Source organism: Kineosporia sp. NBRC 101677 (assembly GCF_030269265.1).
GTDB lineage: Bacteria > Actinomycetota > Actinomycetes > Actinomycetales > Kineosporiaceae > Kineosporia > Kineosporia rhizophila.
This window is the reverse complement of sequence record NZ_BSTA01000001.1, coordinates 470,096-483,999: the sequence shown is the minus strand read 5'-3', so window position 1 is coordinate 483,999 and position 13,904 is coordinate 470,096. Positions and strand designations below refer to the sequence as shown.

Genomic DNA, 13,904 nt, shown 5'->3' with positions numbered 1-13,904 from the left:
TCCTCCCGGCTGGCCGGGCGAAGTGTGGAGTCGTCGCTCATGGGCTTGAGTCTGCCGCAAGCTCCTGCCCTTCCGGCAGGGTGATCCAACTGCCGAGAGCGTTCCGGCCTTCCGCGATCTGAACATCGTGTCCGGAATGTGGGACAAAGCGTTGCCTCAGGAACGGTGCCCGCCCCGCTCCGCCGGAGCCGTCCAGCCAGGCGGTTCCCCAGTTCGCCGGGGCGCCCAGCCCCCAGAGCACGGCGAACGGCACCGCCGAGCCGGCTGCCTCGTCGGCCGCGTCGTGCTCGCCCGGGCCGGTGCGCTCGAGTTCCTCGTGGGTGGCGGCCAGCACCTCCCGGGTCAGCCGCCCGACCACGGCCAGCCCCCGGGCCTCACGCCAGGCCCGGCCGGTGGCCAGCAGTCGCACCGCGCTGCGCCGGTCGCCCTGGGCCAGGGCCGCCGCCCCGAGCAGGCTGACCGCGTCGGGGAGCGTGATCAGCTGACCGGCCGCGTGCATCATCGGCAGGGCCGCCCGCAGCGCCGCGCCGGCCGCGTCCGGGCAGCCCAGCCGCAGCTGCACCAGCCCGGTCCCGGCCAGCACGTCGGCCCGCAGCGGCACCGACTGCCCGGCGGTGGCCGCGGCCGCCGCCTCGGCCAGCAGGTCGGCGGCCCGCGCCGGATCGTTCTGCCCGGCCGCCACCGCGGCCAGGTTGACCAGGGCCACGGCCAGGTTGCTGGTCGCCTGCTCGACCTGCGACCAGGCCCGGAACGACTCGAACAGCGACTCGGCGGCGTCCGGGTGCCCGGTCTCGTCGAGCAGTTCGCCGCGCTCGTTGCCCAGCCGCACCACCATCGCCCAGGCCCCGGCGTCCCGGGCCTCCTGCAGGGCCTGCTCGACCAGGCCGAGGGCCTGCTGGTGGCGGCCGGCGTAGCGGGCGGCGACCGAGCGGGCGGCCAGGGTGCGGGCGGTCAGCTCGCCCGCCCCGGCGCTCGCGGCGGCCTGGTGGGCCTGCACCAGGGCCGGCTCGGCCCGGGCCAGGTCGGCCCCGACCAGCGCCCGGTTGCCCACCGCGAGCAGCAGCTGAGCCCGGTCGGGCCCGGAGGGGGCGGCCTCCTGGGCCGCCTCCACCCACCGGTCGGCCTGCCGCAGCCGGCCGGTGTAGAACCAGTGCCCGAGCAGGCTCAGCACCAGGCTGACCAGCAGGCTCCCGTCGCGGGCGGAGGTGGCGTGCTCGAGCGCGGCGTGGAAGTTGGCCGACTCGGCCTCCAGTTCACGGCGCAGCGGGGAGTCGGGGTTGCGGCCCGGTTCGTCGGCCAGACGGCGGGCCAGATCGGCGAAGTAGCGGGCGTGCCGGTCCAGCACCGAGCGGCGCTGCTCCGGGGGGCGGGCGGCGAGCAGACCGGCCGCGTACTCCCGCACGGTGGCCAGCATGCTGAACCGGCCCGAGCCGTCGGCCAGCACCAGGCTGTGGTCGATCAGCCGTTCCAGCTCGTCCAGCGCCCGGCCGGGGGGCGTCTCGCAGACCGCCTCCAGGGCCCCCAGCGTCCAGCCGCCGCTGAACACCGACGCCTCGCCCAGCAGCCGGGCCAGCGACGGGTCGAGCCCGGCCGTGCTGGAGTCGAGCAGCGCCCGCATGCTGCGCTGGCGCTCGGGCAGGTCGGCCGAGCCACCCCGCAGCAGGTCGAGCTGGTCGCCGGGCCGCAGACGGCGCAGCATCTCCTCCGGCGGCAGCGTGCGGATCCGGGCCGCGGCCAGCTCGACCGCCAGGGGCAGGCCGTCGAGCAGCGTGCAGATCGCCTGCACCTCACGGGCGTTCACGCTGCTGACCTCGAACCCGGGCAGCACGGCGGCGGCCCGGTCGCGGAACAGCCGGACCGCCTCGGGGGTGGGCAGCGGGGGCACCGGCAGCAGGTGCTCGCCGCGCAGCCGCAGCGCGGTGCGGGAGGTGGCCAGCACCACCAGCGACCGGGTGCGGTCGAGCAGGCCGGCCACCACCTCGGTGGCCCGGCCGAACCAGTGCAGCTCACCGGTCTGCTCGACCTCGTCCAGGACCAGCAGGGTGGGCTCCTCGTCGAGCGCCGCCGCGACCGCTTCCGGCAACGGTTCCCCGCCCCAGCCCGGCGCCCGGCCCAGGGCCCGGGCGACGGTGTTGAGCAGCTCCTCCTCGCCCCGCACCCCCTCCAGCCCCAGCATCACCGTGCGCCGTGCGCCCGGCCGATCCGCTGCCAGTTCGGTGGCCAGCCGGGTCTTTCCCACCCCGCCCGGCCCGGTCAGCGTCACCAGCCGGGCCGGCCCGCCCAGGAGTGCCCGCCCGCGGCGTAGTTCGTTCTCGCGCCCGATCAGACCGGTCCGCGGACGCGGCGGCCCGGCCGGTCCCGTCGGACCCGTCGGCCCGCTGCCCTTGGCCGGGCTCAGCGAGGTGGCGTGCCGCAGCACCTCGGTGTGCAGTTCCTGCAGCGCAGGCGCCGGATCCACGCCGAGTTCCTCGCCCAGCCGGCGCTTGGCCGAGGCGTACGCGGCCAGGGCGTCGGCCTGCCGCCCGGACCGGTAGAGCGCGGTCATCAGCTGGCCGGTGAAGCGCTCGTCGAGCGGATGCCGCCGCACCAGTTCCTGCAGTTCGGGCACGATCGCCGCGTCCTGCCCGAGGGCCGCGTCGGCGTCGAGGCGCATCGCCAGGGCGGACAGCCGCAACCCCTCCAGCCGGGCCCGGTGCACCTCGCCGATGCTGCTGGTCAGGTCGGTCAGTGCTGGTCCGCGCCAGAGGCCGAGCGCGGCCCGCAGCTCCCGGGCGGCCCCGGCCGGGTCGCCTGCGGCCAGGGCGGCCCGCCCGGCCGCGGTGGCCTGCTCGAAGCGGTGCAGGTCGATGGCCTCGGGCGGGACGTCCAGCAGGTACCCCTGCGAGGTGCTGCGCAGTACCGGCTGATCGGCCGGGCCCAGGATCCGGCGCAGCCGGGAGACGTAGACCTGCATGGTGTTCACCGCCCCGCCGGGCGCCTCGTCGTCCCAGAGCTGGTCGATGAGCCGGTCGGTGCCGATCGCGGTCCGGGCCGAGAGAGCCAGCAGTACGAATACCGCGCGTGACTGACGGCCACCGAGAGTGACTAGTGTTCCGTCGTCGGTGACTTCCAGCGGGCCGAGAAGCCGAATCGCCAGACGGGAGGGGGCGTCCTGACGGAGTGTCATCGTTGGTAAACGTACCGATGTCAGGGAGGGGTTCAGGGGAGATTCACGATCGTGTCAGCCCGGACGGGCAGTCTCGGCCTGCGGGCCGGTGACCCCGAGGGCGGTTCGGCCGTCCTCGGGGATCCGCGTCACCGGCCCGTCCACCGGCAACGATCATGCAAAGCCGTCCTCGCGGCGACGTAAAACTTCCGCACCCGCCACGGTGTTACAGGTTTTCGCGTGACGTATTTCTCCCGCTGAACGGGCACTGCATCCGACGGTCGCGCCGCGATATCCGCCTGCTCATCGCGAATTCGGTCACACCAGGTCGGTACCTGCTTCCAGCGTGTTCTCCGGACGGTTCCCGGTGGGTCCGGCGACGGTTCTCCGGCTGGGCGTAAACAGCTGCTGGGCTGGGACTTTCCTGGGAAGTGCCAGGAACTGGTGCTGCCGGTTCGCGTGCTGCCCGCCGGATGGGAGAAACTGATGAGCGGCCGACACCGTAAGACCGGAGATCTATGACCGACAGACAGCATCCGCCGCAAAGAGCCGGCTCACCAGGATCCACGTCGACCTACCAGTCGTACGATCCCGAGCCGGTCGGCGAGCCCGAAGAAGAGAAGAAGTTCAAGCTACCCGTCAACGTCGTGCAGGTCAGCGCCAGCGCCGGCGCAGCCGTGACCTCCGCGGTGGCCGCGTCGTACTTCGGGGTGGGAGGCACGCTCGCAGGCGCCGCCTTCGGTTCCGTCATCTCGACCGTGGCGGGTGCCTTCTACACCGAGTCCCTGAACAAGGCGCACCAGGCGGTCAAGACCACCACCGCCGTCGTGGTGCAGCGTCACCCGGGTGATCTGTCGCAGGCCGACAGCATCCGGCGGATGACCGGCCCCGCGGGGGTGCCGGTGGCCGACTCGCTGAACCGGGTCGGCTCGGAGGACGAACGCCGTCTCGACGTCGACCACGTCGAGGTGCCGATCGCCGACGAGACCCAGGTGATGCGCCCGTACGACGACTCCACCCGGGTCATGCCGCCCGCCCACGGCAGCACCTCGGCGCACCACTCCTACGGCCGGCAGCCCTACGGCCACCAGTCCTACGGTCACCAGGGCACCGGTGAGCAGCCCACCCGGCGCAGCGAGCGCCGGCAGGCCGCCCAGGTACAGGCCGAGCAGAGCTGGTGGAAGAAGCCCGGTTTCATGATGGCCGGGATCTCGATGGCCGGGTTCCTGATCGCCCTGTTCGTGATCACCGGTACCGAGGGTGCCATCGGCCGCCCGCTGTCCGGTGACACCGGGAAGGGAACCTCGCTGACCAGCCTGGTCACCGGGAACACCGACACCAGCAGCAGCGGCAGCGACGACGAGGAAGAGGTCACTCCGACCCCCACCTCGACCGAGTCGGCCACGCCGTCCGCGAGCGTCTCCTCGACCGAGTCCGCCACGCCGTCCGCCACGGACAGCCAGACGGTGGCCCCGACCGAGAGCGCCGCTCCGGAAGCCACGGCCACCAGCGAGCCGAGCGACACGGCGACCGACTCCGAGACGGGGACGGACGAGGTTCAGCCCTCCGACGCGGCGACCGACCAGGGCGCCGCCCAGGACGGCACCACCGAGCAGGACGACACCGCGGTCGAAGATCAGATGCAGGATCAGGTCGCTCCCTGATCCGGCGAACCGGGTGAACCACCAGCACGTCCTCAGCACAGGCACCAGCACCAGCGCACGGGTCGCCGGCCTCGGCCGGCGGCCCGTGTCGTAGTTTGACCCAGGGGTGTTGTGAGGCCACCGCTACCGTCCGTCGCCGCAACGCCTCGCACGAGGAGCGCAGGGGATTGATCGCTCGACTGAGGTCCCGCCGATTCCTGGTGCCCATCGTCCTTCTGCTGGTTCTCGCCCTGGGTGGCACCTGGTTCGCGGTCAGCCGTTCCGGCGACGGCGGGGGACCCTTCACCCAGCAGGAACTGCAGGTCAGTGGCACGCCGGAGGCCGACGGCGATGAGGTCGACCTGGACGCGCGGCTCTACCTGCCCGAGCGCACGCCCGCCCCGGCCGTACTGCTGGCCCACGGTTTCGGCGGCAGCAAGCTCAGCGTCGCCGCCGATGCCGAAGACCTGGCCGGGCGCGGCTACGTCGTCCTCACCTACAGCGCCCGGGGGTTCGGGAACTCGGGCGGGCTGATCCACCTGGACCACCCGGACTACGAGATCCAGGACGGCCGGCGGATGCTCGACGAGCTGGCCGGTCGTTCCGAGGTGAGCAAGAGCGCCGGCGGCGACCCCGAGGTCGCAGTGGTGGGGGCCTCGTACGGCGGGGCGCTCGCGCTGATGCTGGCCGCCGCCGACGACCGGGTGGACAGCATCGTCCCCATGGTCACCTGGAACTATCTGCCGCAGGCGCTGTTTCCGCAGTTCGCGGCGACCCGCGACCGCGAGGGCACCGAGGTCGGGGTTTTCAAGAAGCAATGGACAGCGCTGCTGCTCGGCTCCACGCTGACCGGCAGTGGCGGCACGTTCTCCGGCACCCCGACCGCCGAACAGCTCAAGAACCTGGCCCAAGGGGACGCGGAGCAGGCCGTTTGTGGGCGGCTCGCCAAAGACCTGTGTCTGGGTTACGTGCAAACGGCAACCGAAGGACGTCCGCCCGCCCAGTTGGTCGATCTGCTGGCCGAATCCAGCCCGGCCCGGTCCGCCGACCGGATCACGGCTGACACGTTGTTGGTGCAGGGGCAGCAGGACTCACTGTTCCCGCTGTCCGAGGCCGATGCGAATGCCCGGGCGATCGCCTCCGGTGGGGCGTCGGTGCGGCTGTACTGGACTTCGGGCGGGCACGACTCGGGCGTCGACACCGAAGACCTCCGGCCGGTCGTCGCTGAGTTCCTGGCCGCCACCATCGGTACCGCCTCGGCCGACCCCTCCGCCGCCGCGCTGGACGAGCTGCCCGGCTTTCGGGTCGAGGTCTCCGACGGCACGCTCTCTCTGGCCACCTCGGCCAGCGTCACTCAGTTGCGCTCGGCCGACCTCGCGCCGGGCGTGCCCACCCGCGATGCCCAGGGCCAGATCCAGCAGAGCAGTACGCCGCAGGTCAGGCTGCCGCTGACCGGTAGCACCCAGTTCGCGCTCGCCCCGCCGGGGGCCACTCCCTCGGCCATCACCTCCCTACCGGGCGCCGGTGCACTGCTGGGGGCGCTCGGTTCCTCCGGAGCGGTTGCCGGATCCGGCTTCAGCCTGGGGGCCCTGCCGGGCGAGAGCGTGAGCTTCCAGACCGCTCCGCTCGAGGAGCCGATGACCATCACCGGATCGTCGGAGGTCACCCTGTCGGTGGCCGGTTCGGCGCCGGAGGCGACGCTGTTCGCCTCGGTGCTGGACGTGGACCCCGACGGGGATGCTTCGCTGCCGGCCCAGCTGGTCACGCCGCTGCGGCTGACCGGGCTGGACGAGGGACCGAAGGAGGTCACGGTCGCCCTGCCGTCGGTGGTGCGGGACATCCCGGCCGGGCACCGGCTGCGGGTGGTGCTGAGCACCACCGACCAGGCCTACGCGATGCCGCAGGAGGCCCGGCTCTACCAGATCCAGCTGGCCGGTGACGAGGTGCTGACCGTTCCGGGGGCTGAACTGGCAGCCCGGGACGCGGGTTCGGTGGTGCCCTGGAAGGCGGTGATCGGCCTGGCCGTCGGCACCGCGCTGATCCTGCTGCTCTTCGCCCTCCGGGCCGCGCGCCGAAGGGGCGCCCGACCCGAAGAGGCGCTGGCAGACGTCCCCTTGTCGATCGAAGGTCTGGGCAAGGCCTACGGCGACGGATTCCGCGCGGTCTCGGACCTGAGCTTCCGGGTCGAAGCAGGCCAGGTGCTGGGGCTGCTGGGCCCGAACGGGGCCGGCAAGACCACCACCCTGCGCATGCTGATGGGCCTGATCCTGCCCTCGGAAGGACGCATCCGGATCTTCGGGCACGAGGTCCGGCCGGGGGCGCCGGTGCTGTCCCGGCTGGGCTCGTTCATCGAGGGACCGGGCTTCCTGCCGCACCTGTCCGGTCGCGCCAACCTGGACCTGTACTGGCGCTCGGCCGGCCGGTCGGGTCCGGCGCACCTCGACGTGGCGCTGGAGATCGCCGGTCTGGGCAAGGACGTGGACCGCAAGGTGCGCACCTACAGCCAGGGCATGCGGCAGCGGCTGGCGATCGCCCAGGCCATGCTCGGCCTGCCCGATCTGCTGGTGCTGGACGAGCCCACCAACGGGCTCGACCCGCCCCAGATCCGCGAGATGCGGGAGGTCCTGGGCCGTTACGCAGCCACCGGGCGCACGGTGGTGGTCTCCAGCCACCTGCTGGCCGAGGTCGAGCAGAGCTGCAGCCACGTGGTGGTGATGGCGGCGGGCCGGCTGGTGGCCCAGGGACCGGTGGCGGAGCTGGTCGGGAACGGGGCGTCGGTGGCGGTCGAGGTGGACGACCCGGAGCGGGCCGCCGAGGTGGCCAAGAGCGTTGCCGGAATTGAGGACGTCCGTGTGCTGGACGGTTCTCTCGTCGTACGGGCCGCGGTGGAGACTCGGGCGGAACTGGTGCGTCAGTTGGTGCTGGCCGATGTGCAGGTCAGTCGGATCGCGCCGCAGCGGGGTCTGGAAGAGACGTTCCTGGCGCTGGTCGGGGAGGAGGGCTGAGATGCCGTCGACAGGTCATTCCCGTGGACTGGCGGGGATTCCCGGCTACACCGGTGAGAGCGGCCCGGACGGTTCGGCCCCCGGCTACCGGGCCCGCCGCACTCTGGGCCTGCGGGTCGAGGCCCGGCGGCAGCTCACCCGCCGCCGCACCCAGATCTCGCTGGGCTTCCTGGTGGCCCTGCCGTTCATCCTGGTGGCCGCCTTCAGCTTCGGTGAGCCCGGCGACGGCAATCCGCAGACCGCGCTGGTCGACCTGGCCACCAGCGGGGCGGCCAACTTCACCGTGTTCACGCTGTTCGTCAGCTCCGGCTTCCTGCTGGTGGTGATCGTGGCGCTGTTCGCCGGCGACACGGTGGCCAGCGAGGCCAGCTGGTCCAGTCTGCGCTACCTGCTGGCCATCCCGGTGCCCCGCTCGGCCCTGCTGCGCCGCAAACTGCTTGTGGCGCTGGGCTACTGCGTGTTCGCCCTGGTGCTGCTGCCGGTGATGGCCTATCTGGTGGGTGGGGCGTTCTACGGCTGGGCTCCGCTGAGAACCCCGCTGGGAGGCTCGATCTCGGGCTCAGAGATGATCGTGCGCCTGATCATCGCGGTCGCCTACCTGACCGTGGTCCTCCTCTTCGTCGCCGCCCTCGCCTTCCTTGTGGGGGTGTACACCGACGCTCCGCTGGGCGCGGTCGGGGGAGCGGTGATGCTGGTGATCCTTTCGAACATCCTCGACACCATCACGGCTCTCGGCGAATGGCGCCGATTCCTGCCCACGCACTACTGGCTGGCCTGGACCGACGTGCTGGGCACGGAGGTGGTGTGGAACGCGATGGTGCGGGGGGCGCTGTGGTCGCTGGGCTACAGCGTGGTGCTGCTGGCCTGGGCCTGGTGGCATTTCGAAAGGAAAGACATCACCAGCTGAGGGGGCGAATGCCGGGTTCGCGCCGGTTCCGGGGTGAAAAGTTCTGCTGAACGGGTTAAAGCGGCTTGTCAAGCCGCCGATGTAGTGGCGCGACCCGATGTCGCTCAGGCCAGGCAGAAACCGGACGCAGTGCCGGTCCCCACCCAGGAGGCACAGTGCCCTCGAACTCCACCACCGCGGCGACGAAGCCGGCCGGCGACCGGGTCGCCCGGCCGGTTGCGACGGCGACTGCTGCTCGCTCGGCCCGCAAGTCCACCTCCGCCGCCGCTACCAAGACCGGTACCGCCCGCAGCGTCGCCTCGGCCAACAAGTCTGCTTCGACCGCCGCGAAGACCGCGTCGGCCCGCGCCGGCAAGACCGCCACCACCCGTACCGGTTCGAAGCCGGCGGGAAGTGCGACTGCCGCCCGTAGCGTGGCCTCGGCCAACAAGTCTGCCTCGACCGCCGCGAAGACCGCCTCTGCTCGCTCCGGCAAGACCGCCACTGGCGCTGGTTCAGCGGCCCGTAGTGTGGCCTCCGCCAACAAGTCTGCCTCGGGTGCTGCCAAGACCGCTTCGACCCGGGCCGGGAAGACCGCCGTCACGCGGGCAGGTTCGAAACCTGCGGTGGGTGCAGGTGCGGCTCGTAGTGTGGCTTCGGCCAACAAGTCTGCGTCCAAGGCGGCGAAGACTGCGTCTGCCCGCGCAGGTAGGACGGCCGGTTCGGGTTCTACGGCGCGCAGCGTGGCTTCCGCCAACAAGTCTGCTTCGACCGCCGCGAAGACTGCATCTGCTCGCGCCGGCAAGACCGCGGCCACGCGCGTCGGTTCGAAGCCGGCGGGTAGCGCAGCTGCTACCCGGGGCGTGGCCGCAGCGAACAAGAGCGCCTCGGCTGCTGCCAAGCAGGCTTCCTCGCGGGCCGGGAAGACTGCTGCGGCAGCGAAGAAGACCACGCGCCCGGCGGCCAAGACCACCACGAAGGCCCCCTCGGGCACCCGTTCTTCGGCCCGGCCCACCGCCAAGAAGACGACTACCCGCCCGGCCGCCAGGTCTGCGGCCGCGGCAAAGACGGCTGCGCCGCGGGCGGCCTCCAAGGCTGCAACCTCCAGGACGGTGGCCAAGCCGGCTGCGGCCAAGACGGCGGCCAAGGGCACGGCCAGGACTGCGGCCAAGGGCACGGCCAGGACGGCGGTGACCAAGAGGGCTGCGGCCGGGGCGGCCACCAAGACGGCTGCGAAGAAGACGGCGACCAAGGGCTTGGCCAGGACGACCGCGACCAAGGCCGCGGCGAAGAAGACCACGGCGTCCAGGAGTACGGCGGTCAAGAGCACGCCGAGCAAGAGCCCCGCCGGGAAGACCACGGCCCGGAAGACCGTGGCGACGAAGACTGCCACCCCCGCGGCGAGGGCCGGCTCCAAGAAGACGGCCGCTTCGAAGTCCGCAGTGAGCAAGACTGCGGCCAAGAAGACTTCGGCGACGAAGCCCGCGGCGTCCAGGACAGCGACCGGGGCCGGGGCTGAGAAGGCCACCAGCACCAAGTCCGCTTCGAGCCGGGGAACCACGAAGAAGGCCGCAAGCCGCGGAAGTACCGCCAGTGCCCGGGGGACTGAGGCCAAGCCTGCTGCGGTGAAGTCTGCCGCTGGCCGGGGCACCACGAGGACTGCCGCGACCAAGACTGCTGCGACCCGGGCGACCGCAACGAAGAGCCCAGCGACCAGGAAGACCGCCACCGCAAGGACGGCCACTCAGGCCTCTACACGGAAGGCAGTCTCGGCCGACGCGGCCACCGGCACAACGGCCTCCAAGACCGCTGCTGCCCAGAAGGCCACCGCGTCCAAGGTCCGTAAGACCGCGTCGACCGGTCCCGCCGCCCGTAAGACGACCACCACACGCCCGGCCGGCCGGACCACTACGAAGAAGGCCGCCGCCGGACCAGCGACCAAGCCCGCCGCACGGACGACCTCGGCCCCTCCTGCAGCCAAGGCTGTCCCTCGTAAGATGGCCACCACTCAGTCAGCCGCCAGTTCCACTTCCATCGCACCTCGCTCGGCCGCGCGCGCATCATCGCCGAAACGTTCTGCGAGCAAGGCTGGTGAGGCGGCGACCAAGTCCGCGACAGAGCCGGGGGCCGGCAAGGCCGCAGTGAAGAAGAGCTCCAGCGCTGTGAAGGCGGCAACTCGCCCGGCCGCGCAGACCACGATTCCGTCGCAGCGCACCGAGTCCGAACTGGCTCTGAGCTCTGCACCGGCCGCGGAAGGTTCTACTGAGCCCATCAGCGGCCAGGATGTGAAGGGACCCGTCAGCACTGCTGTAGAGCAGACCGCTGAGGGGGCGCCGCCCAGCCTGGCCCAGGCTCTGCACCGGACGCACATGCGCACCGCCGATGAGCCGACCCCGCCGTCCCACCATGTCCCCACCTTGGCGGCGATGGGCGCGACGCCGACGAACCCCGCCCCTGAGTCGGGGCACCCGTCGGCGTCCTGAGCAGCGCATTAGGGCAAGGACCGGTACCCCCACGCGGGTACCGGTCCTTGCTGTGTGCAGTGCGAAGCACCCAAACCCCGACTAGCCGCCGCCTTCCCGACCGCCCCCCATAGGCCTATTCCCGGCACCGTCCGCAACCACCCCGTCCTTTGTTGTGAAGTTCCTTGCCCCCACCGTGGGCTGCGAGCGGCGCCGGGCGATGGAAGCATGTTCCGAATGACCTCGGATCGCGCGCATGCCCATCCTCGGCGCCCGGCCTTCTTCAGCCCGACGGTGATGGACACGTTCCCCGGAGACCCTGACCCGGTGCAGCGCATCGAGGCGGCCCATCGCACGGCGGCCGCATTGGTCGACCACGCCCGCGGCGGGGGAGACCCGGACACCACAGCGCGCATCGTGGCGCTGGCCGACGTGGTGGGGCTGGACGAGATCGCGGAGCTGTGGGCGGCGCGCCCGGCGGAGTCGCTCCCCGGCGCGCTCTGGCGCATCTACGCGCTTCAGGCCGGTATCCGCCGAGACCCAGTGGGTATGGCCCGGGCGTTCGACACCGGCCGGCACCGCGCCCCCGTTCACGAGGCGGTGGCCGGGGTGGCTGAACCGCCGGGGCCGACCGAGGTCCAGGACATGTCCGACGCCATCCTCGGTGGGGCGTTCACCGGTGATCTGGCCGTTGCGCTGGAGCGGGCCGCCGCCTTCTGCCACGTGGTGGCCACCGGTTGGGCGGTCAACGCCGACCTGGAGCCCTCGCTGGAGCCGGGGGAAGAGGCCGCCGGCGCGCTCACCCGTAGGGCCGCTGGGCTGGCCCGTACCGGCACCGAGCTGGAAGCCGCAGCGAAGCTGTGGCGCAACGGTGAGCTGAGCTAACCCGCACAAGTGGGCTGGAACACGACAGGTCGGAGTGTCCGCCGGGGAACATCGAGCGCCCCGACATGAGTTAATAGACCTGGTGACGCCCCTCGGGGTCTCACCGGGCGTCGGGCCGCGGTAGCCCCGGGTCCCACTTGAAGCCGCCTAGAGCGGCCGTTGCACCGTGAGGTGCTCCCGGTCCGGCGCCTCGAGACACGTGAGGCCGGCGCGGAGTCCACTAGGACCCCGCGCCGGTCTCAATTTTCTTTTGCGGGCCAAACTGTTGTGACACAAGACATTTAGGGCCAGGATCGGTCCTTGCCGAAAACCTGGCGAAAACCCGGGCTCGCGCAGCTGGGCCGGGATCATTACGATCCGATCACGCGTGACCCCCTCCTCGTGATCTCAACTCTCCGCAGTCACCTGTGGGCCGTTCGGGTACGTGAAATGTCCCTGAAACGGACCGAGTCGCCCGCCGGAGGTCACCCTCCGTCTTCCTCGACTGCCTCAACAGGATGTCGTTCACCTGGAAGACGCTTCCGCGTCCAGCAGCCTTCGCCTGATGTCGAAGGTTCGTTCGGCGCGCGTTCACCCTCGTCCGCAGATCGCTTCACTTCGGCTGCCTACGTTCTGTGGCGGGCATCCAACCGTGCCCCGGCGCCGCGCCGATCGCTGCGCTAGGCAGAACTGGCTGGGCTTCGATCCCGGCTCCATGAAAGGGCATCCTCTTGAAGCTCCCCAAGCACGTTGCACTGACCAGCGTGGCGCTGGCCGGCGCCCTGGCGCTGACCGCCTGTGGCTCGGACGACAACAGCGGCGGCGAGGGTGGCAGCGGCGCCGAGGGCACCAGCAGCTCGGTCAGCGGCACGCTGAACGGCGAGGGCTCCTCGGCCCAGAAGAACGCCATCGAAGAGGTCATCTCCTCCTTCCAGGACGAGAACCCCGACGCCACGGTCAACTACAACGCCACCGGTTCCGGTGACGGCGTCAAGAACTTCATCGCCAAGCAGGTCGACTTCGCCGGTTCCGACTCGGCCCTGAAGGACGAGGCCGTCGACGGCGTCGTCGAGACCGACCAGGCCGCCGAGCGCTGCGCCGGCAACGAGGCGTGGAACCTGCCCCTGGTGGCCGGCCCGATCGCCATCGCCTACAACCTGGAGGGTGTCGAGGGCCTGGTCCTGACCCCGCAGGTCGCCTCCGAGATCTTCCTCGGCACGATCAAGAGCTGGGACGACCCGAAGATCGCCGCCCTCAACGAGGGTGTCGAGCTGCCGAAGACCGCCATCTCGGTCTTCTTCCGCTCGGACGAGTCCGGTACCACCGAGAACTTCCAGAAGTACCTGTCCGGCTCCGCCCCGGACGCCTGGACCGCCGAGCCGTCGAAGGTGTGGCCGGGCAAGGTCGGCGAGGGCCGCACCAAGTCCGACGGTGTCTCCCAGGGCGTCAAGAGCGTCCCGGGTGGTATCACCTACGTCGAGTGGAGCTACGCCACCTCGAACGACCTGGGTGTCGCCAAGATCGACAACGGCGGCGGCGCCGTCGAGCTGACCGGTGAGTCCGCGGGTGCGGCGCTGACCGCGGCCGAGGTCGTCGGCGAGGGCAACGACCTGAAGCTGAAGCTCGACTACGCCACCAAGGAGGCCGGCGTGTACCCGGCCGTCCTGGTGACCTACGAGATCGTCTGCTCGAAGGGCCTCGACGCCGACAAGACCACGCTGGTCAAGGCGTTCCTGAAGCACTTCGCCAGCTCGGAGACCCAGAGCGGTCTGCAGGAGGCCGGCTACGCGCCGATCCCGACCGAGATCGCCGACAAGGTCAACACCGCGATCGACGCGATCTCCTGAACCACCCCGTAACACCAGTTCTCAGGCACCAGCAATGACCGACGCCCCGCGG

Annotated in this window: 8 protein-coding genes; 5 read left to right on the top strand and 3 right to left on the bottom strand. The window is 71.3% G+C overall.

The genetic code is table 11. The annotated features are described in order from the left end of the window. Nucleotides 1-37: 37 nt before the first annotated feature. Nucleotides 38-3,166: an AfsR/SARP family transcriptional regulator gene (locus tag QSK18_RS02215; RefSeq protein WP_232808206.1), complete on the bottom strand. Its 3,129-nt coding sequence runs from the start codon at nt 3,164-3,166 to the stop codon at nt 38-40. A 497-nt stretch (nt 3,167-3,663) separates the two neighbouring features. On the opposite strand from QSK18_RS02215, the gene QSK18_RS02210 reads away from it, so the two are divergent. From QSK18_RS02210 to QSK18_RS02200, 3 genes are all read left to right on the top strand, one after another. Next, a complete protein-coding gene (locus QSK18_RS02210) occupies nt 3,664-4,809 on the top strand; it encodes a hypothetical protein (RefSeq protein WP_285616428.1) in 1,146 nt (381 codons plus the stop codon). Nucleotides 4,810-4,976: 167 nt separating this feature from the next. Beyond that, nucleotides 4,977-7,793 carry an alpha/beta fold hydrolase gene (locus tag QSK18_RS02205; protein ID WP_502894162.1) on the top strand — a complete coding sequence of 939 codons (2,817 nt, stop codon included), beginning with the start codon at nt 4,977-4,979 and terminating at the stop codon, nt 7,791-7,793. A gap of 1 nt (nt 7,794) precedes the next feature. After that, the gene (locus QSK18_RS02200) at nt 7,795-8,700 is read left to right on the top strand and encodes an ABC transporter permease (protein WP_285616426.1); all 906 of its coding nucleotides are present in this window, start codon (nt 7,795-7,797) and stop codon (nt 8,698-8,700) included. Between the two features lie 55 nt (nt 8,701-8,755). Here the strand turns inward: QSK18_RS02200 and QSK18_RS02195 are convergent, their stop codons facing one another. After that, nucleotides 8,756-10,423, bottom strand: a complete 1,668-nt coding sequence (locus QSK18_RS02195) for a serine/threonine-protein kinase (protein ID WP_285616425.1) — start codon at nt 10,421-10,423, stop codon at nt 8,756-8,758. A gap of 264 nt (nt 10,424-10,687) precedes the next feature. Continuing rightward, nucleotides 10,688-10,951, bottom strand: a complete 264-nt coding sequence (locus tag QSK18_RS02190) for a hypothetical protein (protein WP_232814428.1) — start codon at nt 10,949-10,951, stop codon at nt 10,688-10,690. 427 nt (nt 10,952-11,378) lie between these two features. Here QSK18_RS02190 and QSK18_RS02185 point away from each other — a divergent pair, with 427 nt between their 5' ends. Continuing rightward, entirely contained in the window at nt 11,379-12,026 is a 648-nt protein-coding gene (locus QSK18_RS02185; RefSeq protein WP_232814427.1) for a hypothetical protein, read from the top strand. Nucleotides 12,027-12,736: 710 nt separating this feature from the next. Beyond that, a complete protein-coding gene (gene pstS / locus QSK18_RS02180; protein WP_232814426.1) occupies nt 12,737-13,852 on the top strand; it encodes a phosphate ABC transporter substrate-binding protein PstS in 1,116 nt (371 codons plus the stop codon). The last annotated feature ends 52 nt before the right edge of the window (nt 13,853-13,904 follow it).

Excerpts from the sequence above, each read along its gene's own strand:
- QSK18_RS02215 (WP_232808206.1), bottom strand. The coding sequence starts at position 3,166 with ATGACACTCCGTCAGGACGCCCCCTCCCGTCTGGCGATTCGGCTTCTC.
- QSK18_RS02210 (WP_285616428.1), top strand. The coding sequence starts at position 3,664 with ATGACCGACAGACAGCATCCGCCGCAAAGAGCCGGCTCACCAGGATCC.
- QSK18_RS02200 (WP_285616426.1), top strand. The coding sequence starts at position 7,795 with ATGCCGTCGACAGGTCATTCCCGTGGACTGGCGGGGATTCCCGGCTAC.
- QSK18_RS02190 (WP_232814428.1), bottom strand. The coding sequence starts at position 10,951 with ATGGGCTCAGTAGAACCTTCCGCGGCCGGTGCAGAGCTCAGAGCCAGT.
- QSK18_RS02185 (WP_232814427.1), top strand. The coding sequence starts at position 11,379 with ATGACCTCGGATCGCGCGCATGCCCATCCTCGGCGCCCGGCCTTCTTC.